This window comes from Stenotrophomonas sp. TWI1151 (assembly GCF_039673135.1).
In the GTDB taxonomy this organism is placed as follows: Bacteria; Pseudomonadota; Gammaproteobacteria; order Xanthomonadales; family Xanthomonadaceae; genus Stenotrophomonas.
This window is the reverse complement of the sequence record NZ_JBDJLA010000002.1, coordinates 289,175-312,469: the sequence shown is the minus strand read 5'-3', so window position 1 is coordinate 312,469 and position 23,295 is coordinate 289,175. Positions and strand designations below refer to the sequence as shown.

19 protein-coding genes and 1 riboswitch are annotated in these 23,295 nt (G+C 67.2%); of the genes, 6 read left to right on the top strand and 13 right to left on the bottom strand.

All coding sequences use genetic code 11. The features are described from left to right. Position 1: 1 nt before the first annotated feature. From ABE422_RS05480 to ABE422_RS05465, 4 genes are all read right to left on the bottom strand, one after another. Positions 2-961, bottom strand: a complete 960-nt coding sequence (locus ABE422_RS05480) for an acyl-CoA desaturase (protein WP_346482616.1) — start codon at positions 959-961, stop codon at positions 2-4. A gap of 91 nt (positions 962-1,052) precedes the next feature. Then, a complete protein-coding gene (locus tag ABE422_RS05475; protein ID WP_313208883.1) occupies positions 1,053-1,838 on the bottom strand; it encodes an anti-sigma factor in 786 nt (261 codons plus the stop codon). Next, on the bottom strand, positions 1,835-2,404 hold the full coding sequence (locus ABE422_RS05470; RefSeq protein WP_313208884.1) for a sigma-70 family RNA polymerase sigma factor: 570 nt from the start codon (positions 2,402-2,404) through the stop codon (positions 1,835-1,837). Before ABE422_RS05470 ends, ABE422_RS05475 begins: the two co-directional genes overlap by 4 nt. A 70-nt stretch (positions 2,405-2,474) precedes the next feature. Then, positions 2,475-3,257 carry a hypothetical protein gene (locus tag ABE422_RS05465; RefSeq protein WP_346482615.1) on the bottom strand — a complete coding sequence of 261 codons (783 nt, stop codon included), beginning with the start codon at positions 3,255-3,257 and terminating at the stop codon, positions 2,475-2,477. Between the two features lie 104 nt (positions 3,258-3,361). Further along, a riboswitch (cobalamin riboswitch) is annotated at positions 3,362-3,595 on the top strand. A 213-nt stretch (positions 3,596-3,808) separates the two neighbouring features. On the opposite strand from ABE422_RS05465, the gene metE reads away from it, so the two are divergent. The 3 genes from metE (at position 3,809) to pncA (ending at position 7,545) form a co-directional block, all read left to right on the top strand. Then, positions 3,809-6,106 (top strand): 5-methyltetrahydropteroyltriglutamate--homocysteine S-methyltransferase, encoded by a 2,298-nt coding sequence (gene metE / locus ABE422_RS05460; RefSeq protein ID WP_346482614.1) that lies wholly within the window; start codon positions 3,809-3,811, stop codon positions 6,104-6,106. A gap of 70 nt (positions 6,107-6,176) precedes the next feature. After that, on the top strand, positions 6,177-6,866 hold the full coding sequence (locus tag ABE422_RS05455; RefSeq protein ID WP_313208887.1) for an epoxyqueuosine reductase QueH: 690 nt from the start codon (positions 6,177-6,179) through the stop codon (positions 6,864-6,866). A 52-nt stretch (positions 6,867-6,918) separates the two neighbouring features. Beyond that, positions 6,919-7,545: a bifunctional nicotinamidase/pyrazinamidase gene (gene pncA, locus ABE422_RS05450; protein ID WP_313208888.1), complete on the top strand. Its 627-nt coding sequence runs from the start codon at positions 6,919-6,921 to the stop codon at positions 7,543-7,545. A 203-nt stretch (positions 7,546-7,748) separates the two neighbouring features. Here pncA and purU read toward each other — a convergent pair whose 3' ends face one another. Together purU and aceE are read right to left on the bottom strand one after the other, a co-directional pair. Continuing rightward, positions 7,749-8,600, bottom strand: coding sequence for a formyltetrahydrofolate deformylase (gene purU / locus ABE422_RS05445; RefSeq protein ID WP_313219882.1), 852 nt, complete (start codon positions 8,598-8,600; stop codon positions 7,749-7,751). 74 nt (positions 8,601-8,674) lie between these two features. Beyond that, the gene (aceE, locus tag ABE422_RS05440) at positions 8,675-11,347 is read right to left on the bottom strand and encodes a pyruvate dehydrogenase (acetyl-transferring), homodimeric type (protein WP_313219881.1); all 2,673 of its coding nucleotides are present in this window, start codon (positions 11,345-11,347) and stop codon (positions 8,675-8,677) included. Positions 11,348-11,570: 223 nt separating this feature from the next. Here aceE and ABE422_RS05435 point away from each other — a divergent pair, with 223 nt between their 5' ends. Beyond that, positions 11,571-12,503 carry a LysR substrate-binding domain-containing protein gene (locus tag ABE422_RS05435; RefSeq protein ID WP_313208891.1) on the top strand — a complete coding sequence of 311 codons (933 nt, stop codon included), beginning with the start codon at positions 11,571-11,573 and terminating at the stop codon, positions 12,501-12,503. Between the two features lie 50 nt (positions 12,504-12,553). Here ABE422_RS05435 and ABE422_RS05430 read toward each other — a convergent pair whose 3' ends face one another. The 5 genes from ABE422_RS05430 to ABE422_RS05410 all read right to left on the bottom strand — a co-directional run bounded on the left by ABE422_RS05430 (position 12,554) and on the right by ABE422_RS05410 (position 19,069). Continuing rightward, positions 12,554-13,702 carry an NADH:flavin oxidoreductase/NADH oxidase gene (locus tag ABE422_RS05430; RefSeq protein ID WP_313208892.1) on the bottom strand — a complete coding sequence of 383 codons (1,149 nt, stop codon included), beginning with the start codon at positions 13,700-13,702 and terminating at the stop codon, positions 12,554-12,556. 58 nt (positions 13,703-13,760) lie between these two features. Next, positions 13,761-14,579 carry an NAD-dependent protein deacetylase gene (locus tag ABE422_RS05425; RefSeq protein WP_313219880.1) on the bottom strand — a complete coding sequence of 273 codons (819 nt, stop codon included), beginning with the start codon at positions 14,577-14,579 and terminating at the stop codon, positions 13,761-13,763. A gap of 46 nt (positions 14,580-14,625) precedes the next feature. Continuing rightward, complete coding sequence (locus tag ABE422_RS05420) at positions 14,626-15,039, bottom strand: acyl-CoA thioesterase (RefSeq protein WP_019184839.1); 414 nt, start codon at positions 15,037-15,039, stop codon at positions 14,626-14,628. A 515-nt stretch (positions 15,040-15,554) separates the two neighbouring features. After that, positions 15,555-16,574, bottom strand: a complete 1,020-nt coding sequence (locus ABE422_RS05415) for a ribonucleotide-diphosphate reductase subunit beta (protein ID WP_313208894.1) — start codon at positions 16,572-16,574, stop codon at positions 15,555-15,557. Between the two features lie 110 nt (positions 16,575-16,684). After that, positions 16,685-19,069 (bottom strand): ribonucleoside-diphosphate reductase subunit alpha, encoded by a 2,385-nt coding sequence (locus ABE422_RS05410; RefSeq protein ID WP_313219878.1) that lies wholly within the window; start codon positions 19,067-19,069, stop codon positions 16,685-16,687. 579 nt (positions 19,070-19,648) lie between these two features. Between ABE422_RS05410 and ABE422_RS05405 the strand changes: the two genes are divergently transcribed. Further along, positions 19,649-20,479 carry a DUF2884 family protein gene (locus tag ABE422_RS05405; RefSeq protein ID WP_346465424.1) on the top strand — a complete coding sequence of 277 codons (831 nt, stop codon included), beginning with the start codon at positions 19,649-19,651 and terminating at the stop codon, positions 20,477-20,479. A 92-nt stretch (positions 20,480-20,571) separates the two neighbouring features. Here ABE422_RS05405 and zapE read toward each other — a convergent pair whose 3' ends face one another. After that, entirely contained in the window at positions 20,572-21,672 is a 1,101-nt protein-coding gene (gene zapE / locus ABE422_RS05400) for a cell division protein ZapE (RefSeq protein ID WP_313208897.1), read from the bottom strand. Then, complete coding sequence (locus tag ABE422_RS05395) at positions 21,669-22,343, bottom strand: CocE/NonD family hydrolase (RefSeq protein ID WP_313208898.1); 675 nt, start codon at positions 22,341-22,343, stop codon at positions 21,669-21,671. Before ABE422_RS05395 ends, zapE begins: the two co-directional genes overlap by 4 nt. A gap of 55 nt (positions 22,344-22,398) precedes the next feature. On the opposite strand from ABE422_RS05395, the gene ABE422_RS05390 reads away from it, so the two are divergent. Then, a complete protein-coding gene (locus tag ABE422_RS05390) occupies positions 22,399-23,265 on the top strand; it encodes an EamA family transporter (RefSeq protein WP_346482613.1) in 867 nt (288 codons plus the stop codon). Positions 23,266-23,295: the final 30 nt, after the last annotated feature.

Below are 23,295 nucleotides of genomic sequence, written 5' to 3'. Positions count from 1 at the left end.
GTCAGTGCTCCGCCTTGGCTAGCACCCAGGCCGGCACGGGTTTGAGGTCACGCACCAGGCCGAGTGCGGCCATCGCACGCAGGCCATACCAGGTGACATCCACTTCCCACCAGTAGAAGCCCTGGCGCGCGGTGCCCGGGAAGAAGTGATGGTTGTTGTGCCAGCCTTCGCCAAACGTCAGCAGGGCGAGCCACAGATTGTTGCGGCTGTCGTCACCGGTGTTGAAGCGCTGGCGGCCGAAACGGTGCGCGAGCGAGTTGATGGTCACCGTGGCGTGGAACAGCACCACGGTGGAGATGAAGAAGCCCCACACCAGCATCTGCCCACCGGTGGTGCCCCACGACGGCGCGATGCGCTCCAGCAGCGCACCCAGGCCGAACAGTGCCGCGGCCAGCGCGATCGGCACCAGCGTGTCGAAGCGATCCAGCCAGCGCAGTTCGGGACACTTGGCCAGATCGGGAATGCGCGACCAGTCGGTACGGAAGCCTTCCACCGTCAGGAACCAGCCCATGTGGCTCCACCAGAAGCCATGCACCGAGGGCGAATGCGGATCGGCCGCCGTGTCGGTATGGCGATGATGGTTGCGGTGATGCGCGGCCCACCACAGCGGGCCGCGCTGCACGCTGGAGGCGCCGATCAGCGCGAAGAGGAACTGCACGGCGCGCGAGGTGCGGAAGGTACGGTGCGAGAAGTAGCGGTGGTAGAAGGCGGTGATCGCGAACATGCGCACCGCGTACAGTGCCACCGCCACGCCGACCGCGACCCAGGACACACCCACCCAGATCACCGCCAGGCAGGCCAGGTGCATCGCCGCGAACGGGATGGCCCGCACCCAGTCCACCCGCTGTGGCTGGCCGGTCGCAGCCGCCGCATCCGTGCTGGTATCGAACCAACGCCACAGCGTGGCCCAGCGGCGTCGCTGTGCGGTGCGTCCTGCGTCGGGGGTGGGGCTGACCGACATGACTCGCTTCTCCTGAGGCGTTATCAGGAGATACGGGAGCGGGCGCCGTTTGGATGCACGGATCCGGAAAAAAAACCGTGCGTCCGTGCGATTACAGGTTGGCGATGTCGCCCTTGGCGATGATCGGGCCGGTCGGAATGCCTTGCGGCGCACCGGTTGACGGTTCCAGTGTGATCGCCAGCACCGAGCCATTCACAAGTGCATCACGCAGCGTGGCCGGCACCGCAACAGTGTGCGCGCGGTTGATCGAGACCAGGCCCAGCGAACGCGGGGTGCCGCCGGCCGGGATCAGCCACAGCTCGGGTGCACGGCCGGCCGCATCGGCCGCGGCCGGGACCGGCACCATCAGCACCTTGCCTTGGGCCTTGTCGACGGACGCCAGCCAGCCCGGCGTACCGTCGTCGTGCAACAGCGGCGTGACCGGCTTGGTGGCCTGCTCCGGCTCGGCCGGTGTCGTCGGCGGGGTCGGCGTGACCGCCACGGGCGTAGGCGACGGTGTGGTCGGCTCCAGATCGCGGCGGCTGAACACCGCCACCAGTGCCAGCGCGGCGGCCAGCGCGGTCATGCCCTGCCAGAAACCGGTGCGCTGCCAGACCCGTGGCGAGGCGGTCGTTGCGGCGGGCCAGCCCAGCGAGGTGCGGATGCGCGGCCACAGATGCGCGGGCACCGCTTCGGTACCGAGCGATTCGAGCAGGGGCGCAAGGCGGTTCTCCCACTGGGCGACCAATCGCGCGAAGCCGGGATCGCTGGCGATGCGGCGTTCAACCTCGGCACGCTGCGCGGCATCGAGCACCCCCAGCACGTACTCACCGGCGAGGATGTCGGCGCTCGGCGGTTCGCCGTCGTCATGCAGATCATGGAGGTCGCGGGCGTTCATCGTTCCAGGCACACCCGCAGTTGGCCCAGGCCCCGGCGGATCCAGCTCTTCACCGAGCCCAGCGGCGAACCAATGCGGCGCGCCAGTTCCTCATAGCTGGCGCCATCGAGGAAGGCCAGCCGGATCAGCGAGCGACGGCGCGGCTCCAGCGTATCCAGGCAGTCCTGCAGGCGCTCGTGATCCGACGCCTGTTCGGCCACCTGGGCCGGCTGCGGCGCGACATCGGGGAGTTCCTCGGCCACCGACAGATCATCCAGCGCGCGCGGCGGCGCGGCGCGGAGACGGTCGATCGAGCGGTTGCGGGCCAGCATCGACAGCCAGGTCATGGCCGCCGCCTTGGCGCGGTCGAACTGCGCCGCCTTGTTCCAGACCGTGGTGAACACGTCCTGCAGTACCTCTTCGGCATCGCCGCGGTCGCGCAGCACCTGCAGGCAGATCGCGAACAGGCGGCCGGAGGCCAGCTGATAGACCGATTCGAACGCCTGGCGATCACCGCCGGCGACCCGGACGAGCAGCTCGTCCAGACGATGTGATGCAGCGGTAGCGGCGGCGTCCAGCTCGGGCATTGCAGGCTCAATGTCGATAACGGGCGTATCGGCATCCTCCTTGCTCCCGGCGCCATCTGCAAGGGGGCGCTCAGGCACCGCATGTCTTCACCAGCGGCTGCGTGCGGGCAGCGGTCAGCTCGGCGGCGGGCGTTGCAACCGGTGCGGCGGGAAACTCGACCCGCACCTGCGGGTACTTGCCCTTCTCATCGCGGACGTTGCCGGTGCCGGTGAACTGCAGCAGGCGCTGGTCTGCGGTGGCATACACCAAGGTGACCGCGGGCACGGCGAAACCGAACCAGGCATCGAGCTTCATCTGCAGCTGTTCGGCCGGTTGACCCTGCCAGGTCACCGCACCCGTGCGTTGCACTTTCAGCGGCACCAGGCGCTGGCGGCTGGGCAGCAGGAACTGGAAGGCCACGCTCTGCCCGGCCTGCAACGCGGCCCAATGGCTGCGCACCGCCGCGTCGAACCCGGCATCCACCACCGCCCCCGAGGGGATCGTGATGGCCCTGCTGAAGGTCGGTGCCTGCGCGCTGGCGCGGACCGATACCTGGCGGGTAGCGGCACCGCCGCGCACGCCTTCCTGATACCCATCGCGTCCATCGTCCAGGGTGAAATCCGGCGTCTGCGGGCTGCCCTGCGGGGTCATCCACTTGCGCGCGAAGGGACGCCCGTCGCTGCAGCGGTACAGCACCAACCTCGACTGGGCGCTTGTCGGCCCCTGCAGCCAATGGGTCTCGCGATACAGCAGGCGCCCATCGGCGGTGGCGTACGCGCGGCCTTCCTGGCGCTGCACGGTCTGATCGGCGGCACTCACGGGGGGGGCGATCACCGACAGCAGCAGGATCAGGCAGGACAAGGGCTGGCGCATGGGAGTCCAAACGGGCGGGCTTGCAGGGAGATACGCAGGTGGCAGTGGTTTGGATGCAGTGGGATGAATCGGACAGACGACTTGACCATCGCTCGCCTTCGGCCTACCTTGTGCTCGCCGAAGGTATCCATCGCTTCATGCAGATGAAGGGATGGATTTAAACGGGAATCCGGTGAAGGCGCCTCGCGCGCCCATTCCGGAGCTGCCCCGCAGCGGTGAATGGAAACGACTCCTGCCAACAGCACTGGGCCTTCGCGCCTGGGAAGCGGCAGGTACTAGGTGGGCGTCCGCGCCCGTGTCCATCAGCCCGAATACCGGCCCCGGCCGGAGGACATGACCGTCCTCCGATTCGACCTGGAACGTCCGCGGGGAGGTTGCCGGGGCCTGCCGCCATGCCGCCTGCATGGCGCTGCCCCCGTGCGTCCGCTTCACGGCATCCGGTTCGCCCGCGGGGGCGAAGGTCGCTGGCGGGGCGGAACGGGCTGCAAGGCCCCGGACGGCGCGCGGTTCCTTCGTTCCTCAATGCCCCTACGCAATGAGGACACGTTCCAATGACCACTGTTACCACCCTGGGTTTTCCGCGCATCGGTGCCAAGCGCGAACTCAAGCGCGCGCTCGAAGCCTTCTGGTCCGGCGAGAGCAGCGCCGCGTCGCTGCAGGACACCGCGGCCGAGTTGCGTGAACGCCACTGGCAGCTGCAGCGCGAGGCCGGCGTGGATGTGCCGCCGAGCAATGATTTCAGCCTGTATGACCAGGTGCTGGATGCGGCCTTCCTGTTCGATGCGATCCCGGCCCGTTACCGCGCGCTCGCCGATGCCGAACCGCTGAGCGGCTACTTCGCGATGGCGCGGGGCCTGCAGCGCGATGGCATCGACCTGCATGCGCTGGAAATGACCAAGTGGTTCGACACCAACTACCACTACCTGGTGCCCGAACTGCACGCCGGCCAGACCTTCGCGGTGCGCGGCGACAAGCCGCTGGCCGAGTACCGCCAGGCCAAGGCGCTGGGGATCGAGACCCGCCCGGTGCTGATCGGGCCGGTGACCTTCCTGCGGCTGTCCAAGACCACCGATGGCAGCAACGCGCTGGACCTGCTCGATGCGCTGCTGCCGGTGTACGTGCAGTTGCTCGGCGAACTCAAGGCCGCCGGCGCGGCGTGGGTGCAGCTGGATGAGCCGCTGCTGGTGCAGGACCTGGACGAGGCCACGCGGGCCGCGTTCGAGCACGCCTATGCGGTGCTGGGCCAGGTCGCCCGCCCCAAGGTGCTGGTGGCGACGTACTTTGGTGCGCTGGAAGACAACCTGGCGCTGGCTGCCTCGCTGCCGGTCGATGGCCTGCATGTGGATCTGGTCCGTGCGCCGGAACAGCTCGATGCGGTGATCAAGGCGCTGCCGGCCGGTCGCGTACTGTCGGCCGGGCTGGTCAACGGCCGCAACATCTGGCGCACCCACCTGGACAACGCCCTGGTGCTGGCGCGCTACGCGCACGGTCATGTCGGCAGCGATGCGCTGTGGCTGGCGCCATCGTGTTCGCTGCTGCACAGCCCGGTCGATCTGGACCACGAAAAGAAGCTGGACGACGAACTGCGCAGCTGGCTGGCGTTCTCCAAGCAGAAACTCGGCGAGCTGCGCGTGCTGGCCGACGCGATCGATGCGCCGGCGCGTGCCGAGGCACCGCTCGCGCATTCGCGTGCGTGCATCGAATCGCGCCGTCGTTCGCCGCGCGTGCACAACCCGGCCGTCGCCGCGCGTCTTTCCTCGCTGACCCCGGCCGATGCACAGCGCCACAGCCGCTACCCGCAACGCCACCTGGCCCAGGCCGCCGCGCTGAAGCTGCCGCGCTTCCCGACCACCACGATCGGGTCGTTCCCGCAGACGCTGGAGGTGCGTGAGGCCCGCGCCCGCAACAAGTCCGGCAAGCTCTCCGATGCGGATTACGATGCGTTCCTGGCCACCCAGACCGAGCACTGCGTGCGCGTGCAGGAACAGATCGGGCTGGACGTGCTGGTGCATGGCGAGTTCGAGCGCAACGACATGGTCGAGTACTTCGGCGAGCAGCTCGATGGCTTTGCCTTTACCAAGAATGGCTGGGTGCAGAGCTACGGCTCGCGCTGCGTGAAGCCGCCGGTGATCTTCGGCGATGTGACCCGTCCGCAGCCGATGACAGTGCGCTGGTCGCAGTATGCGCAGTCGCTCACGCAGCGGCCGATGAAGGGCATGCTGACCGGGCCGGTGACGGTGCTGCAGTGGTCGTTCGTGCGCGATGACCAGTCCCGGGCGGACACCTGCCGCCAGATCGCACTCGCCCTGCGCGATGAAGTGACGGATCTGGAAGCGGCCGGCATCGGCGTGATCCAGATCGACGAGCCGGCCATCCGTGAGGGCCTGCCGCTGCGCCGTGCGCAATGGCGCGAGTACCTGGACTGGGCGGTGGAAGCCTTCCGGATCAGCGCCAGCGGCGTGCGCGATGCGACCCAGATCCACACGCACATGTGCTATTCCGAGTTCAACGACATCATCCACTCGGTGGCCGCAATGGACGCGGACGTGATCTCGATCGAAACCTCGCGCTCGCGCATGGAACTGCTGGATGCCTTCGTGCGCTTCCAGTATCCCAACGAGATCGGGCCGGGCGTGTACGACATCCACTCCCCCCGCGTGCCTGACAAGGCCGAGATGCTGGCCCTGCTGCGCAAGGCCGCCGAAGTGCTGCGTCCCGAGCAGATCTGGGTCAATCCGGATTGCGGCCTGAAGACCCGCGGCTGGCCGGAAACCCGTGCCGCGCTGGAAGCACTGGTGGCCGCCGCGCGCGAACTGCGCGAGGAAACCGCCGACGCCAACGCCGCCTGATCGGCCCTTTGTAGACTGACCCAAGGACCCCATCGCCGCCGTTGCCGGCGGTGGGGTCGACGAGAAACGCATGAACCCGCATGACCTGACACCGATCGACCGCCCCACCCTGTCCCTGCCCGACGGCCACACCAAGCTGCTGCTGCACTCGTGCTGCGCGCCGTGCTCGGGCGAAGTGATGGAGGCGATCACCGCCTCCGGCATCGACTACACGATCTTCTTCTACAACCCCAACATCCACCCGGTGAAGGAATACGAACTGCGCAAGCAGGAGAACATCCGCTTCGCCGAGAAGCATGGCGTGCCGTTCGTCGACGCCGACTACGACACCGACACCTGGTTCTCGCGCGCCCGCGGCATGGAGAACGAACCAGAGCGCGGCATCCGCTGCACGATGTGCTTCGACATGCGCTTCGTGCGCACCGCGCTTTACGCGCATGAGAACGGCTTTGCGGTGATCAGCAGCTCGCTGGGCATCTCGCGCTGGAAGGACATGAACCAGATCAACGACTGCGGCCACCGCGCCGCCGCGCACTATCCGGGCCTCCAGTACTGGGATTACAACTGGCGCAAGGGCGGCGGCGCCGCGCGGATGGTGGAGATCAGCAAGCGCGAGCAGTTCTACCAGCAGGAGTACTGCGGCTGCGTGTACTCGCTGCGCGACGCCAACCGCCACCGCCGCGAGACCGGGCGCGAGCGGATCAAGCTGGGCGTGCTGTATTACGGCGATGGCACCTCGAAGCAGGACGACGCCGACTGACCGCTGCAGGGGCGTCGGCTAGACTGGGCGCCCCTACAGCCGTGAAGCCGCCATGAGCCGTTACCCCGCCGATGTCGCCCTGGTCGTGATCGACCTGCAGCCGGACTTCATGCCCGGTGGCGCACTGGCCTGCGTGGACGGCGATGCGATCGTGCCGGACATTGCCGCCCTGCTGGCCGAACGCCGGTACGCCACCGTGGTGGCGACCCAGGACTGGCACCCGGCCGACCACGCCTCCTTCGCCAGCCAGCACCCGGGGCATCTGCCGTTCGAAGCGATCCTGCTGCACGCCCAGCCGCAGACCCTGTGGCCGGACCACTGCGTGCAGGGCAGCGATGGCGCCGTGCTGCATCCGGGCGTGGACTGGACGGTGGCTGACCTGATCCTGCGCAAGGGCACCCGGCGCGAGGTGGACTCATACAGTGCTTTCCGTGAAAACCATGGTCCCGACGGCACCCGCCCCGCCACCGGCCTGGCCGGCTGGCTGCATGAGCGCGGCATCCGCGAGGTACATGTGTGCGGCCTGGCGCGCGATTACTGCGTGCTGTGGAGCGCGCAGGACGCGATGAAATCCGGGTTCCGGGTGAAGTTCCTGTGGGACCTGACCCGGCCGGTGACCGAGGCCAACGATGGGATGGTGCGCGAGGCGTTGGCCAAGGCGAAGATCGCGGTTATCTGACGGGCGAACCCGGGCGCCAGCCGGAACGGCGTACCGACCAACGGTCGGTACCTACCGGATCAAAGAACGATCGGCGGGTGCTGGCCGTGCGCTGGTAGTGCCGGCCGCTGGCCGGCTCCCGATACCGTTTGGGGCGTGCGATGAGCCGGCCAGCGGCCGGCACTACCGGAGCGTCGTACCCACCAACGGTCGGTACCTACCGGTCAGCGGAAGACGACGGTGCGATGCCCGTTGCGCAGGATGCGGTGCTCCACATGCCGGCGTACCGCGCGGGCCAGTACCTGCGATTCGGTGTCGCTGCCCAGCCGCACCAGGTCGCGCGGCGTCATCGCGTGATCCACGCGCGCCACGTCCTGTTCGATGATCGGGCCTTCGTCCAGATCCGGGGTCACATAGTGCGCGGTCGCGCCGATGATCTTGACCCCGCGCGCGTGCGCCTGGTGATACGGCTGCGCGCCCTTGAAGCTGGGCAGGAAGCTGTGGTGGATGTTGATCGCCCGCCCGGCCAAGGCCTCGCACAGGCGCGGCGACAGAATCTGCATGTAACGCGCCAGCACCACCAGGTCGATCTGCTCGCGCTCGACCAGATCGATGATCTGCTGCTCCTGCACGGCGCGGTTGTCCGCGTTGACCGGCAGGTGATGGAACGGCACGCCATAGGAGCCGGCCAGGGCAGCGAAGTCCTCGTGATTGGAGGCCACCGCCGCGATATCCACCTGCAGCTGCCGGCTGTGCGCGCGGAACAGCAGGTCATTGAGGCAATGCCCCTGCTTGCTCACCAGCACCAGCAGCCGTGCGCGGCGGCGGGCGTCATGCAGCTGCCAGTCCATCCCGAACTCGGCGGCCAGGGTGGCCATGCGGGCTTCCACATCGCCCAGTGACCGCTCGGCGGCACGATCGAAATGCACGCGCAGGAAGAACCGGCCGCTCTCGTCGTCGCCGAACTGCTGGGCATCGAGGATGTTGCAGCCCAGCTCGAACAGCAGGCCGGACACACGGTAGACGATTCCGGTACGGTCCGGGCATGAGAGGGTGAGGATGGAATCGGGGCGCATCCGGCCAGTGTAAGCGAGCACCGCCGGGCTGCGGTCGATGCTCTCAGATGCAACCAAGGGCAGTGGCCCAGCCCCTACACCGCCGCCGGGTCCACCTTCTCCACATCAATGCCGTACCGGTCGATCGCCACCTGCAGCTGGCCGCGTTCGATCCGGCCGTCATCGGCCAGCGACTTGAGCGCGGCGAGCACGATGAAGTGGCGGTCCACTTCAAAGAACGTACGCAGTGACTCGCGCGTATCCGAGCGGCCGAAGCCATCGGTGCCCAACGCAGTGAAGCGGCGGCCGTCGATGAAGGGCCGGATCTGGTCGCCGACGATCTTCATGTAGTCGGTGGCCACGATCACCGGGCCCGGGTGCGCGGCCAGGCATTGGTGCACATACGGCACCCGCGGCTCCTCCACGGGGTGCAGCAGGTTCCAGCGCTCGGCCGCCAGGCCATCACGGCGCAGTTCGGTGAGGCTGGTGGCGCTCCACACATCGCTGGCGATGCCGAAATCCTGCTGCAGCAGCGTGGCCGCGGCTTCCACTTCGCGCAGGATCGCGCCACTGCCCATCAGCTGCACACGCAGCGCCGGGTCGCTGTCGGCGGCAGCGGGGTGCAGCAGGTACAGGCCCTTGAGGATGCCCGCTTCGCTGCCTTCCGGCAGTGCCGGGTGCGGATAGGCCTCGTTGAGCACGGTGATGTAGTAGTAGATGTCCTCCTGGTCCACGTACATCCGGCGCAGGCCGTCCTGGATGATTACCGCCAGTTCGAAGTTGTAGGTGGGATCGAAGGACACGCAGCTGGGGATCACCGAGGACAGCACGTGGCTGTGGCCGTCATCGTGCTGCAGGCCCTCGCCCATCAGCGTGGTGCGGCCGGAGGTGGCGCCGAGCAGGAAGCCGCGAGTGCGTGCATCGGCAGCCGCCCAGGCCAGGTCACCGACGCGCTGCAGGCCGAACATCGAGTAGAAGATGTAGAACGGAATCGTGGCCAGGCCGTGGTTGCTGTAGGCGGTACCGGCGGCGATCCACGAGCAGATCGCGCCGGATTCGTTGATGCCTTCCTGCAGGATCTGGCCGTCCTTGGCTTCCTTGTAATAGCTCAGCTGGCCGGCATCCTGCGGCGTGTACAGCTGGCCGAGGTAGGAGTGGATGCCGATCTGGCGGAACAGGCCTTCCATGCCGAACGTGCGCGATTCATCGGGCACGATCGGAATGATCAGCTTGCCCAGTTCCGGGTCCTTGAGCAGCGTGGTGAGGATGCGCACGAAGCCCATCGTGGTGGACTGGCCGCGTTCGCCACTGCCCTGCAACTGGGTGGCGAACGCCGACAACGCCGGCACCGGCAACGGATCGACGTGGGTCACCCGCGCCGGCAGCTGGCCGCCCTGGGCCTGGCGGCGCTGTGCGAAATAGCGCGCCTCTGCACTGCCCGGCGCGGGGCGCAGGTACGGCATGTCTTCCAGCTGGTCGTCACTGACCGGCAGATCAAACCGATCACGGAACGCACGCACGGCATCGGCGCTCATCTTCTTGAGCTGGTGATTGATGTTCTGGCCTTCACCGGCCTCGCCCATGCCGAACCCCTTGACCGTCTTGGCCAGGATCACGCTCGGCCGGCCGTTGCCGGCGACGGCCTGCGCGTAGGCGGCATAGACCTTCTGCGGATCGTGACCGCCGCGCGCAAGCGCCCAGATCTCGTCATCGCTCATCTCCGCGACCAGCGCCAGCAGTTCGGGATACTTGCCGAAGAAATGCTCGCGCACGTAGGCACCGTTCTGCGACTTGAAGGTCTGATAGTCGCCATCCACGCATTCCATCATGCGCTGGCGCAGCAGGCCGGTGCGGTCCTTGGCCAGCAGCGCATCCCAGCCGCCGCCCCAGATGACCTTGATGACGTTCCAGCCGGCGGCGCGGAAGGTGCCTTCCAGTTCCTGGATCACCTTGGCGTTGCCGCGCACCGGGCCGTCCAGCCGCTGCAGATTGCAGTTCACCACGAACACCAGGTTGTCCAGGCGCTCGCGGCCGGCCACAGAAATGGCGGCCAGCGATTCGGGCTGGTCCATTTCACCATCGCCAAGGAAGGCCCATACCTTGCGGCCCTGGTGCTCCTTCAGCCCGCGGTATTCCAGGTAGCGCATGTAACGCGCCTGGTAGGCGGCGGTGAGCGGGCCCAGCCCCATCGAGACGGTGGGGAACTGCCAGAAGTCCGGCATCAGCCGCGGGTGCGGATAGGAGGACAGGCCATCGCGATCAGATTCGCGGCGGAAGTTGTCCATGCGTTCGGGCGCGATGCGGCCTTCGACGAATGCGCGGCCGTAGATGCCGGGCGCCGAGTGGCCCTGGATGTAGATCATGTCGCCATCGAAGGTGTCGGTACGGCCACGGAAGAAGTGATCGAAGCCGACGTCGTACAGCACCGCCGCGGACTGGTACGTGGCGATGTGGCCACCCACGTTGGAGTGCTTGCCGGCGCGCAGCACCATGACCATCGCGTTCCAGCGGATCATCGCGTTGAGGCGGCTCTCGATGCCGAGATCGCCCGGATAGGCCGGCTGGCGCTCGACCGGAATGGTGTTGGTATACGCCGTCCAGACGCGGCCATGCAGATCCCCATGGCGGGCCGTGTCCAGCTCGGTCAGCTGGTCCATCAGGTAATGCGCGCGCGGGCGGCCGGCGGCGTGGATGACCGCCTCCAGCGACTCACGCCATTCCTGGGTTTCCTGCGGGTCGGTATCGAGGGGGGCGAGCGCTGGGTTCATGTCATCTCCGGGGAAGGCGGCCAGGCCGTGCGCAGGACGCGACGGCAGCGGGGGCGGCACAGCGCGGAAGCGGCGTCGCCCGGGCAACAGAGCCGGGCGAGCGGGCAACCTGGCGGTTGCGGGACAGGCACGATAAGCAGGGGGCCGCAGGGCGGGTAGACCGGATGGACTTGGGGCTTTATAAAGAAATTCTTTCCAATGGAGCGCGAGAATGGCGGCCAGCATGAACATTCTCCAGTCAATCCGCAGCTTCATCCGGACCGCCGACGCGGGCAGCCTGGCTGCGGCCGCGCGCACGCTTGGGGTGAGCCCGGCGGCGGTCGGGCAGAACATCGCCCGGCTGGAGGCGCATCTGGGCGTGCGCCTGCTCAACCGCACCACCCGTACCCTGGCCCTGACCGAGCGCGGTGCGCTGTACCTGGCCCAGGTGCGCCACATCGAACGCGACCTGCAGCGCGCCCAGGCCGCCGTGACCGACCTCGATGCCACGCCTGAAGGACGGTTGCGGATCGCCAGCAGCACCGCGTTCGGCCGCCACGCGCTGGCCCCGTTGCTGCCCGCGCTGCAGGCCCGCTTCCGCCGCCTGGCGATCGAGCTGCTGCTCACCGACCGCAGCGTGGACCACGCGCACGAAGACGTGGACGTGAGCATCCGGATCGAACCGCAGCTGGAGGAAGGCCTGGTGGCGCGGCCGATCGCGCAGGTGCCGTTCGTGTTCTGCGCGGCACCGTCGTATCTCGCGCGGGCCGGGATTCCGCTCACACCGGAGGCGCTGCGCGAGCATCGTTGCCTGCTGCTGCGCTACCCGCTGGACGGGCGCTATCTGCCGTGGGGCTTCGTCCGCGACGGCATGCGCTTCGATGCCGAGGTGGCCCCGGCGCTGGTGAGCGATGACGTCGATGCACTGGCCGCGATGGCGGTGGCCGGCGGCGGCATCACCCGGCTGGCGGCGTTCGTGGCCGCGCCCTATCTCGCGCGCGGCGAGCTGCAGGCGCTGTTCGAACCCGGCGATGCGCAGAGCACCCAGGCCTCACCGGAGCCGATGCGGTTGTTCCTGTGCGTCAGCGATCGCCGCGATCTGACCCCGAAGGTGCGGGCGCTGATGCAGCACATCATCGAGGGGCTGCCGCCGGCGTGGCGGGTGGATGTCGGCTGAGCACAGGGTCACCCGGATGCCGGCCAACGGCCGGCACTACCGTCAGCGTGTCAGCGTTCCGGCGCGATGAACACACCGCGGGCTTCGCGCGGTTCGCAGCGCAGGTACTGCGGTGCCGGAGCGACCGAATCGCCCAGTGCGGCGGCGGCATGCCACGGCCAGCGCGGGTCGTAGAGGATGCCGCGGGCCAGCGCGATCGCATCGGCATGGCCATGGCGCAGGATCGATTCGGCCTGCGAGGGCTCGGTGATCAGGCCCACCGCGATGACCGGCATGCGCAGCTTGTGCGCCTTGATCGCCTGCGCGAACGGCACCTGGTAGCCCGGCGACAGCGGAATCTGCTGGCGCGGGTCGTTGCCACCGCTGGAGACGTGCAGGAACTGGCAGCCGCGCGCATCCAGCACGTGCGCCAGGGTCGTGGTCTGTTCGATATCCCAGCCACCGGCCACCCAGTCGCTGGCGGAGATGCGCACACCCACCGCGATGCGGTCCGAGACGGCCTCACGCACGGCATCGAACACGCGCACCAGCAGGCGCATGCGGTTTTCCAGCGAGCCACCGTAGTCGTCCTCGCGGCGGTTGCTCAGCGGCGACAGGAACTGGTGCAGCAGATAGCCGTGCGCGGCGTGCAGTTCGATCAGGTCCATGCCGACGCGCTCTGCGCGACGGGCGGCGGCCGCGAAAGCCTCGACCACGGCATCGATGCCGGCCAGATCCAGTTCGGTCGGGGTCGGGTCGGTCTTGGCGAACGGCAGCGCGGACGGTGCGACCGTGGGCCACGCACGCGGATCGGACGGGTCCATCGCACCGCCGCCTTCCCAGGGCTTGTTGACCGAGGCCTTGCGCCCGGCATGGCCCAACTGCACGCCCAGCGGCATCGGCGACCACTGCTTGACCGAGGCCACGACCGAGGCCAGCGCGGCTTCGGTGGCGTCATCCCACAAGCCCAGGTCGGCCCAGCTGATGCGGCCTTCCGGCAGCACGGCGGTGGCTTCCAGGATCAGCAGGCCGGCGCCGGACTGCGAAAGCTGCCCGAGATGGATGCGGTGCCAGTCGTTGGCAAGGCCGTCGACACAGGAGTACTGGCACATCGGCGCGATCACGATGCGGTTGGGCAGGGTCAGCGGACCGAAGGGGATGGAGGAGAAGAGCTGGCTCAAGGGGGGAACTCGGGAAGAGGAAATGGAACCGGGCGCCATTGCACTCCTGTGCGGCGGCGGAGGCAACCGTGCCAATGGATCAGTGTTTCGTAGCGGCTCAGGCGGCGGCGGTTCCTGGCAGCAGGAAGGCCAGCGCGTCGGCGCAGGACTGGTCGACTTTCAGGCTCAGCAGCGCGTCGGCGCGGGTAAGGCCGCGGTTGAGCGCGGCGATCGGCAGCCCGGCCTGGGCCGCGGCCTGCACGAAGCGGAAGCCGGAATAGACCATCAGCGAGGAGCCGACCACCAGCACCGCATCGGCCCGCTGCAGATGGTCGTGGACGGTGGCGACCCGCTCGCGCGGCACGCTTTCACCGAAGAACACCACGTCCGGCTTGAGCACCCCGCCGCATGCCGGGCAGGCCGGCACCTGGAAGGCGGAGAAATCCATCTCCAGATCGGCATCGCCGTCGGGCGCCTGTCCGGCCTCCAGATGCTCCCAGCCGGGGTTGAGCGCCAGCAGCCGGTGCTGGAATGCCTCGCGCGGGGTGCGCGCTTCGCAGCCCATGCAGCGCACCTGGTCCAGCCGCCCATGCAGGTCGATCACCGCCTCGCTGCCCGCCCGCTGATGCAGACGGTCGACATTCTGGGTGAGCAGCAGCTCGACCTGGCCACGGGCTTCCAGCGCGGCGAGCGCAGCATGCGTGCCGTTCGGCTGGGCCCAGCCGAACCGGGGCCAACCCAGCAGGCTGCGCGCCCAGTAGCGCTGGCGGGTGGCCAGCTCGCCCATGAAGGCCTGGTAGGTGACCGGCGGCGTCCGCTTCCACTGGCCATCGGCATCGCGGTAATCCGGGATGCCCGAATCGGTGCTGCAGCCCGCGCCGGTCAACACGAACAGGCGCTGGGCGCGGTCGATGAACTCGGCGAGGGGTGTGCTCATGATCAGCAGATGGGGGCGCAGGTGCGGAGAGGCAATCGCTGGCCGCTTACGGGCCCGGGATGTCACCCGGCAGCGACGGGACGCTGGTCGGATGGCCGTCGGCATCCAGCGCGATCATCACGAAGTGTCCGCGCGTGCACAGCTTGCGCTCACCGGTGTGGAGGTCTTCGGCGATCAGTTCAACCTCCACCTTCATCGAGCTGCGCCCGACTTCCACGATGCGGCCGACGGTCTCCACCATCTGGCCGATGCGGATCGGCAGCTTGAAATCGACCTGGTCCGAGCGTGCGGTGACCACGGTGCGGCGCGAGTAGCGGGCCGCGGCCAGGAACGCCGCCTTGTCCATCCATGCCAGCGCCTGGCCACCGAACAGGGTGCCCAGGTGATTGGTGTGGTTGGGGAACACGATCTCGGCCATGCGGACTTCGATGGGCGGGATGGTTTCGGGGATCGGGGTCATGGCGGGGGCCGGGAATGCTGTGGGATGGCGCGGATGATACGACAGGGGGGCATCCATGCCGCTTAACGGTCCTGCAAAGGGACCCCCGACCTCCTCTAGATAGTTTGCTTATGCGCGGTGGGGAGAGCGGCTTTGGCGAGTGCTTACGCGACGTGGTGTGGGAGAGGAAGAGCAGCCGAGCATGGCTCGGCTCTACACGACGTGTTGATACCAAGGTCTTCATTGATAGTCAGCGCACGTTGGTAGCAACCGCCTTTCCAACCGCAATGGAAGATCCATGGGACGTGACCCGGGTAGGCGAATGCAGGACCGTTCGGCCGCATGGATGCGGCCCACGAGCCTGCACGGACGTATTTACGGCGGGTCCAGCATTCGCCTGCCCGGGTCACTTCTACTCGCAGCATCCGGACGCCAACGCTGTTGCCTCAACGCTTCAACGCTCAAGCAAGCAGAGCGCAAACAAAAAGCCCCGGAACATGTCCGGGGCTTTTCGAAATCACGACGTGAGCGTCAGATCAGAACGACATGTCGAACGACACTTCGCCCTTCACGCCCACCTGGTAGGCCGAGGAACGACGCTCGAAGAAGTTGGTCAGCTCCTGCACGTCCTGCAGCTCCATGAAGCTCAGCGGATTGCGCACGTTGTACTTCTTCTCCATGCCCAGGCGATGGAAATGATTGTCCGCGCAATGCTGCAGATACTGGCGCATGTCGCGCGTCGAAATGCCCGCCACGCCGCCCGACAGCACGTCCTCGGCGAACTGCACTTCGCACTCGATCGCGTCGGCCAGCATGTCGTAGACCTCCTGCTTCATCGCATCGTCGAACAGGTCCGGCTCTTCCTCGCGGATCACGTCCACGCACTCGAAGGCGAACTCCATGTGCGCGCTCTCGTCGCGGAACACCCAGTTGGTGCCCGAGGCCAGACCGTTGAGCAGACCGCGCGAACGGAAGTAGTACACGTACGCGAAGGCCGCGAAGAAGAACAGACCCTCGATGCACGCCGCGAAGCAGATCTGGTTGAGCAGGAACTGGCGACGCTCGTCACGGGTCTCGATGCGCTTCAGGTTCTGGATCGAGTCGATCCACTTGAAGCAGAAGTCCGCCTTCTTCTTGATCGAGTCGATGTTCTCCACCGCGTCGAACGCCTTGGCGCGCTCGTCCGGATCGGGCAGGTAGTTGTCGAGCAGGGTCAGGTAGAACTGCACGTGCAGCGCTTCTTCGTACAGCTGGCGCGACAGGTACATGCGCGCTTCCGGCGCGTTCAGATGCTGATACAGGTTCAGCACCAGATTGTTGGACACGATCGAATCGCCGGTGGCGAAGAACGCGACCAGGCGGTGGATCAGGTGGCGCTCACCCGGCGACATCTTGCCGTGCAGGTCGCTGATGTCGATCTGGAAGTTGATTTCCTCGACCGTCCAGGTGTTCTTGATCGCGTTGCGATACATGTCATAGAACTGCGGGTAGCGCATCGGGCGCAACGTCAGTTCAAAACCTGGATCGAGCAGCATTTGAGTCGGCTTGTCGGCCATGGTGTTTCGTCCTTCTTGGCGACTACCGACCAACGGTCGGTAGCTACCGAATGTGTGATTTTCCGTCCGTGCACCCGGCGGTGCCGGCCCGGTGGGCCGGCACGCCTTGGTTACTGGCACGCCTCGCAGCTTTCCGGGTTTTCCAGCGAGCAGGCGACGGCTTCGACCGGGGTGTAGCTGCTGACGGTCGTCTTGGCGATCTTGGTCGCCGGGCGCGAACGCAGGTAGTACGTGGTCTTGATGCCCTGCTTCCAGGCGTACATGTACATGGAGGACATCGCGCCGATGTTCGGGCTTTCCATGAACAGGTTGAGCGAGGCGGACTGGTCGATGAACGCGCCGCGGTCGGCGGCCATGTCGATCAGCGAACGCATCGGCAGTTCCCAGGCGGTGCGGTAGATGTGGCGCAGCGTTTCCGGGATCTGGGTGATGCCCTGGATCGAGCCTTCGGCCAGCTTGATCGCGTCGCGCATTTCCGGGGTCCAGTGGCCGAGCTTCTTCAGCTCGTTCACCAGGTAACGGTTGACCTGCAGGAAGTCGCCGGACAGCGTTTCGCGCTTGAACAGGTTGGAGACCTGCGGCTCGACGCACTCGTAGCAACCGGCGATCGAGGCGATGGTCGCGGTCGGGGCAATCGCGATCAGCAGCGAGTTGCGCAGGCCGTGTTCCTTGATGCGCTCACGCAGGGCGTCCCAACGGGCGGTGTCTTCGGGCACCACGTTCCAGGCATCGAACTGCAGCTCGCCGCTGGCCGCACGGGTGTCGGCGAAGGACGGGTGCTTGCCGCGTTCCTGGGCCAGCTCGCACGAGGTTTCCAGCGCGTGGAAGTAGATCGTTTCGGCGATCTGCCTGGACAGCGCGCGGGCTTCGGCACTGTCAAAGGCCAGACGCTTGCGGAAGAACACGTCCTGCAGGCCCATGCAGCCCAGGCCGACCGGACGCCAGCGCAGGTTGCCGCGGCGGGCGGTTTCGATCGGGTAGAAGTTCAGGTCGATCACGCGGTCGAGCTGACGCACGGCCAGGCGCACGGTGTCGGCCAGCTTCTCGAAATCGAACTCGCCGTGGCCGTCGAAATGATTGCCCAGGTTGATCGAGCCCAGGTTGCACACCGCGGTCTCTTCGGCCGAGGTGATTTCCAGGATTTCGGTGCACAGGTTGGACAGGTGGATCACGTTGCCCGGACGCAGGGTCTGGTTGCTGGCGCGGTTGCACTTGTCCTTGAAGGTCATCCAGCCGTTGCCGGTCTCGGCCAGGGTACGCATCATCCGCGAGTACAGCTTGCGTGCGGAGATGGTGCGCTGGGCCTTGCCCTGGGCTTCGGCCTGCAGGTAGGCCTGCTCGAACGCTTCGCCGAACAGATCGGTGAACTCGGGCACCACGCTCGGATCGAACAGCGACCATTCCTGGTCGGCCTCGACGCGCTGCATGAACAGGTCGGGGATCCAGTTGGCCAGATTCAGGTTGTGCGCACGGCGCGATTCGTCGCCGGTGTTGTCACGCAGTTCGAGGAAGTCCTCGATATCGGCGTGCCAGGTTTCCAGGTACACACAGGCCGCGCCCTTGCGCTTGCCGCCCTGGTTCACCGCGGCCACGGACGAATCCATGGTCTTGAGCCACGGCACGATGCCGTTGGAATGGCCGTTGGTCGACTTGATCAGCGAACCACGCGAACGCACGCGGCTGTAGCTGACGCCGATGCCGCCGCTGAACTTGGAGAGCTGGGCGATATCGCCGTACTTGGCGTAGATCGACTCCAGCGAATCCTGCGGCGAATCCAGCAGGAAGCACGAGGACAGCTGCTCATGCGTGGTGCCGGAGTTGAACAGGGTCGGGCTGGAGGGCAGGTAATCCAGATTGCCCATGCGCTTGTACAGCGCGAGGGTTTCCGGCACGTCTTCGCTCAGGGCGCTGGCGATGCGCAGGAAGAACTGCTGCGGGGTCTCGATCACCTTGCGGGTGTGCGGATGACGCAGCAGGTACCGGTCGTACAGGGTACGCAGGCCGAAGTAATCGAAATGCAGGTCCAGCGACGGATCGATCGCGTCGTTGAGCTTGCGGGCGTTGACCTGCACGAACTCCAGCAGGCGTGCGTTGATCAGGCCGACTTCGTGGCCGCGGCCGACCGACTGCGAGAACGCATGGATTTCCTGGCCGGACACTTCCTTGGCGATGAAGTTGGCCAGCAGGCGCGCGGCGAGGCGGCCGTATTCGGGTTCTTCACCGATCAGCAGCGCCGAGGTGCGGATGGACAGTTCGTCCAGCTCCTGGGTGGTCGCGCCGTTATACAGGCCGGAGATGGTGCGGGTCGCAACGCGCATCGGATCCACCGCATGCAGACCTTCGCAGCAGCGCTGTACGGCGCGCACGATCTTGTTCAGGTCCACCAGTTCGGTCGTGCCATTGCGCTTGGTGACGCTCATGGCGGTCGCCGTGGGCGGCGAGGTCAGCAGGAATTCGCTTTCCTTATCGATAGCTGCGCTGGTTTCGGTGCTCACGGCGTTTTCCTCTTGGCGTGATTTGGGGTGGTGCAGCGTGGGTCTGCCTGGCAGGCGCCGGAACCGATGCAGAGATGCTCAGGGTGGACTATCGGCGTCGCAGGAGCCGCGACCCGGGCAGGCAAGCCTGCGGGCGGTTCCCCTGCGTCACCGGTCCTCTCCCCCCGGAGAATCCTGCGACCGGCACCACACGCTGTACTTCGTGCGGTTGTCAGTAGGTCTTCAGGCCATCGGCGTGAAGGCGATACGCCCGTCGACTTGTGGTCGGCGGTACCGACGGCCACAAGATAGTGGGGGTACCAGGTGTCGTCAACGCCAAATGTAGTGAATTTCCCTAATCCCTTGCGGCGCAAGGACCGGGCCGGAAAGGCGTCCGACGAACGGTCTGGACCTGTCGAAAGCGAGTGCGCAGTCAAGGCCAAAACGCCGGTGCCGGATGCGACGCAGGGGCGCGAAAAACGGAACAGCGGCCTCACATGGCCCTAACGAATGGCCGCCGGTCAGGGTGACTTCCGACCCGCGCCGGGGCCGCCCCGGGGTGCGACGCTCCAACGCGTCTCCTTTCATATGAACGCGACCATGCGCCTGCCCCTGACTGGATGTCTGTTGCTGGGCCTGACCCTGGCCGGCACCGGCACCGCCGCCGCCGATGGCCAGACCAAGGCGCCGGCCCTCTCCTCGCGCCAGTGCGGGGTGAGCACGCCCTACAACGTGCTGGTGGACAGCGGCGGGATCTGGCTGCGCAACCGCGAGCAGCTGCCGGCGGAGATTTTCTTCCACGATGGCGAGCTGAACATCGATCGCCAGCCGATCCCGGTCAGTGACGCCGATGCCCAGCGCCTGCGCCAGCTCGAATGGGGCACCCGCCAGCTGGTGCCTGCGGTGGCCGGGGTGGCCGGCGAGGCCACGGACATCGCCTTCGATGCGCTGGGGGCGACGGTGGAGATCATGACCGGCAGCGGCCGCAAGGCGCGCGAGGTGGAAGGGCTGCGCAGGGATGCCCACGAATACGTTGGCCGTACGCTGGGCCGCGGGATCTGGGAGCAGGACCTGTTCGGCGAGCAGTTCGAGGCGCGCATCGAGCAGGCGGCCGAGTCGATGTCGGCCTCGCTTGCCCGCGGGGTGCTGTGGACGATGCTGACCGGCGGCTCTGGCCGGATCGAGGCGCGCGCCGAGAAGATGGAGGCCGACCTGGAGCACCGCATGGAGTTGCGTGGCAAGGCGCTGGAGGCGCAGGCCCAGTCGCTGTGCACGCAGGTGCTGGCGCTGGACGCGATCCAGCAGTCGCTGGAGGTGCGCTACCAGGGCAGGCCGCTGGCAATGATGGTGATGGACCGCAACGAGGACGCGGCCGCGCCGATCGCGCACGAACAGCCGCGCGGGGACGCGTTGGTGTTGCCGCCGTTGTAGAGCGCATCCACGCATGGCGTGGATCTACGTTGCACGGCCTATCCACGCATGGCGTGGATCTACATCACGGCCTGTCCAGGCCCGGCGTGGATTTACGCGCGGTGCGGGGTGCCCAGGTACTCGGCGCTCTGCATTTCGATCAGGCGCGAGGCGGTACGTTCGAACGCGCCCTGCAGGCGGATGCCCGAATACAGCCCGACCGGTGAATCGGTTGCGGTGCAGACCAGGTTGACGTGGCGGTCGTACAGCTCGTCGATCAGGTTGACGAAGCGGCGCGCGGCATCTTCGTTGAGTGTGTCGAAGTGCGGGATGTCGCCGAGCAGCACGGTGTTAAACTCGTGCGCGATCTCGATGTAATCCGACGGGCCGCGTGGGCCTTCGCACAGCGCCTTGAAATCGAACCAGACGATGCTCTTGCCGCGGCCGCGCACCGGAATCTTGCGCGCCTCGATCTCGATGTTGCCCGCTTTGGCCGGTTGCCCACCACTGAGCTCGGCCCAGCGGCCGGCCAGCCAGGCATCGCTGCCGGCATCGATCGGGGACTGGTACACCGGCGAGCGGGTCAGCGCGCGCATGCGGTAGTCCTCGGTGCCTTCGGCGTACAGTTCCACGCAGTAGGTCTGCAGCAGCCCGATCGCGGGCAGGAAGCTGTCGCGCTGCAGGCCGTTGAGGTACAGGTTTTCCACCGCGGTGTTGGAGGTGGTCACCAGGGTCACGCCCTCGGCGAACATGCGTTCGAGCAGGCGCGCCAGCAGCATCGCATCGCCGATGTCAGTGACGAAGAATTCGTCCAGCACCAGCACGCGCAGTTTGCTGCGCCACTCCTGGGCGATCTTCGCCAGCGGATCGCTCTGCCCCTGGTGCTCGCGCAGGCGCTCGTGGATGCCGCGCATGAAGCGATGGAAATGGGTGCGGTACTTCTGTTCGATCGGCAGGCCGTCATAGAACAGATCGACCAGGAAGGTCTTGCCGCGCCCCACCCCGCCCCAGAAGTACAGGCCCTTGACCGGCTCGGGCTTCTTCCAGAATGCGGAGAGGCGGTCCAGCCAGCCGTCCTGGGCGCTGTCGACCAGCGCCAGATGGATGCGATCCAGCTCGGCCAGGGCGGCGTGCTGGGCCGGGTCGTTCTGCCATTCGCCCCGGGCCACGCCATCGGCGTAGCGCTGCGACGGGGTCATCACGGTGTCGCTCATGCCGCGTCGGGGGCGGGGTTGGGCAGCCACTGCTTGACGCCATGGATGAGCGCGCCGCGCAGGTCGACGATCTTGCGGTGGAAGAAGTGGCTGGTATCGGGCATGCGCACCAGTTCATGCGGTGCATCCATACTGTCCAGCCAGTCATAGACCGCCTGCGGGTCGACGATCTCGTCTTCCTCGCCCTGGATCACCAGCCACTGGGCCGGCGGCTGCATGCCCTCGAAGTCCCAGCGCCCGGCCGGCGGCGCGATCGAGATCAACGTGGTCGGCTGCAGGTCGCCCGCCGCGCGCAGCGAGACGTACGCGCCGAAGCTGAAACCGGCCAGCCACAGGGCCTGGCCCGGCCGCTGCGCACGGACCCAGGCGGCGACGGCCTTGAGGTCGTCCTGTTCGCCCACGCCGTTGTCGAACGTGCCGGCCGAGTCGCCGACGCTGCGGAAGTTGAAGCGCACGGTGGCGATGCCCAGGTCGCGCAGCGAGCGCGCGGCCATGGTCACCACCTTGTTGTGCATGCTGCCGCCCTCGGTGGACAGCGGATGGCAGACGATCGCCACCACCGGCTGCACCGCGACATCGGCCTCGGGCAGATCAACCACGACATCCAGCGGACCGACCGGTCCGTCCAGCGTCAGCGCACCGCTTTCTTGGGGAAATGGGGGATTGTGCATGGCGTCATAATACCGTCCCTCCGCGTGCTTCACCGCCGCCCCGCCGGATCCGTACATGCACTTTCTGGTTTTCAGCGTTCTCTGCAGCGTGCTGGTCTCGGTCCTGCTGAAGCTGGCGCCGCGCCAGCGGCTGGACATGCCGCAGGTGGTGACGTGGAATTATCTGGTCGCCAGCGTGCTCAGCGCGGTGCTGCTGCAGCCCTCGCTGGCGTCACTGCAGACCGCGCATGCGCCGTGGGCCGCCCTGCTCTGCCTGGCCTTGGCGCTGCCGGCGATCTTCCTGATGATGGCCCGCGCGGTCACCCGCGCCGGGATCGTGCGTAGCGACGTGGCCCAGCGGTTGTCACTCCTGCTTTCGCTGCTGGCCGCGTTCCTGGTGTTCGGGGAGACCGCCAACGGCTGGAAGCTGGCCGGCCTGGGGTTGGGCCTGCTGGCGATCCTGGGGATCAGCGTGCGCCCGCGCGCCGGTGCGGCCGAGCCCACTGGCGGGCGGGCCTGGCCGTGGCTGCTGGCGGTGTGGGTGGGCTATGCCCTGGTGGACATCCTGCTCAAGAAGGTGGCGTTGTCGGGCACGCCCTCGATGGCCGCGCTGCTGGCCAGTTTCAGCCTGGCCTTCGTGCTGATGCTGGCGTTGCAGCTATGGCGTCACCTGCGCGGCATCGCCCGCCTGCAGTGGCGCAACGGGGTCGGCGGCGCCCTGCTCGGGCTGCTCAACTTCGGCAACATCCTGTTCTACGTGCGCGCCCACCAGCATCTGCCGGACAGCCCGGCGGTGGTGTTCGCCGGCATGAACATCGGCGTGGTGGTGCTGGGCGCGCTGGTGGGCATCGTCGGTTTCGGCGAGCGCACCAGTGTGTGGAACCGGGTGGGCCTGGGGTTGGCCGTGGTGGCGATCGGGTTGATCGCGTGGGGCACGTGGTAACTGGTTGATGCGGTGCCGGCCAGCGGCCGG

Excerpts from the sequence above, each read along its gene's own strand:
- ABE422_RS05480 (WP_346482616.1), bottom strand. The coding sequence starts at position 961 with ATGTCGGTCAGCCCCACCCCCGACGCAGGACGCACCGCACAGCGACGC.
- ABE422_RS05475 (WP_313208883.1), bottom strand. The coding sequence starts at position 1,838 with ATGAACGCCCGCGACCTCCATGATCTGCATGACGACGGCGAACCGCCG.
- ABE422_RS05470 (WP_313208884.1), bottom strand. The coding sequence starts at position 2,404 with ATGCCCGAGCTGGACGCCGCCGCTACCGCTGCATCACATCGTCTGGAC.
- ABE422_RS05465 (WP_346482615.1), bottom strand. The coding sequence starts at position 3,257 with ATGCGCCAGCCCTTGTCCTGCCTGATCCTGCTGCTGTCGGTGATCGCC.
- metE (WP_346482614.1), top strand. The coding sequence starts at position 3,809 with ATGACCACTGTTACCACCCTGGGTTTTCCGCGCATCGGTGCCAAGCGC.
- ABE422_RS05455 (WP_313208887.1), top strand. The coding sequence starts at position 6,177 with ATGAACCCGCATGACCTGACACCGATCGACCGCCCCACCCTGTCCCTG.
- pncA (WP_313208888.1), top strand. The coding sequence starts at position 6,919 with ATGAGCCGTTACCCCGCCGATGTCGCCCTGGTCGTGATCGACCTGCAG.
- purU (WP_313219882.1), bottom strand. The coding sequence starts at position 8,600 with ATGCGCCCCGATTCCATCCTCACCCTCTCATGCCCGGACCGTACCGGA.
- aceE (WP_313219881.1), bottom strand. The coding sequence starts at position 11,347 with ATGAACCCAGCGCTCGCCCCCCTCGATACCGACCCGCAGGAAACCCAG.
- ABE422_RS05435 (WP_313208891.1), top strand. The coding sequence starts at position 11,571 with ATGAACATTCTCCAGTCAATCCGCAGCTTCATCCGGACCGCCGACGCG.
- ABE422_RS05430 (WP_313208892.1), bottom strand. The coding sequence starts at position 13,702 with ATGGCGCCCGGTTCCATTTCCTCTTCCCGAGTTCCCCCCTTGAGCCAG.
- ABE422_RS05425 (WP_313219880.1), bottom strand. The coding sequence starts at position 14,579 with ATGAGCACACCCCTCGCCGAGTTCATCGACCGCGCCCAGCGCCTGTTC.
- ABE422_RS05420 (WP_019184839.1), bottom strand. The coding sequence starts at position 15,039 with ATGACCCCGATCCCCGAAACCATCCCGCCCATCGAAGTCCGCATGGCC.
- ABE422_RS05415 (WP_313208894.1), bottom strand. The coding sequence starts at position 16,574 with ATGGCCGACAAGCCGACTCAAATGCTGCTCGATCCAGGTTTTGAACTG.
- ABE422_RS05405 (WP_346465424.1), top strand. The coding sequence starts at position 19,649 with ATGCGCCTGCCCCTGACTGGATGTCTGTTGCTGGGCCTGACCCTGGCC.
- zapE (WP_313208897.1), bottom strand. The coding sequence starts at position 21,672 with ATGAGCGACACCGTGATGACCCCGTCGCAGCGCTACGCCGATGGCGTG.
- ABE422_RS05395 (WP_313208898.1), bottom strand. The coding sequence starts at position 22,343 with ATGCACAATCCCCCATTTCCCCAAGAAAGCGGTGCGCTGACGCTGGAC.
- ABE422_RS05390 (WP_346482613.1), top strand. The coding sequence starts at position 22,399 with ATGCACTTTCTGGTTTTCAGCGTTCTCTGCAGCGTGCTGGTCTCGGTC.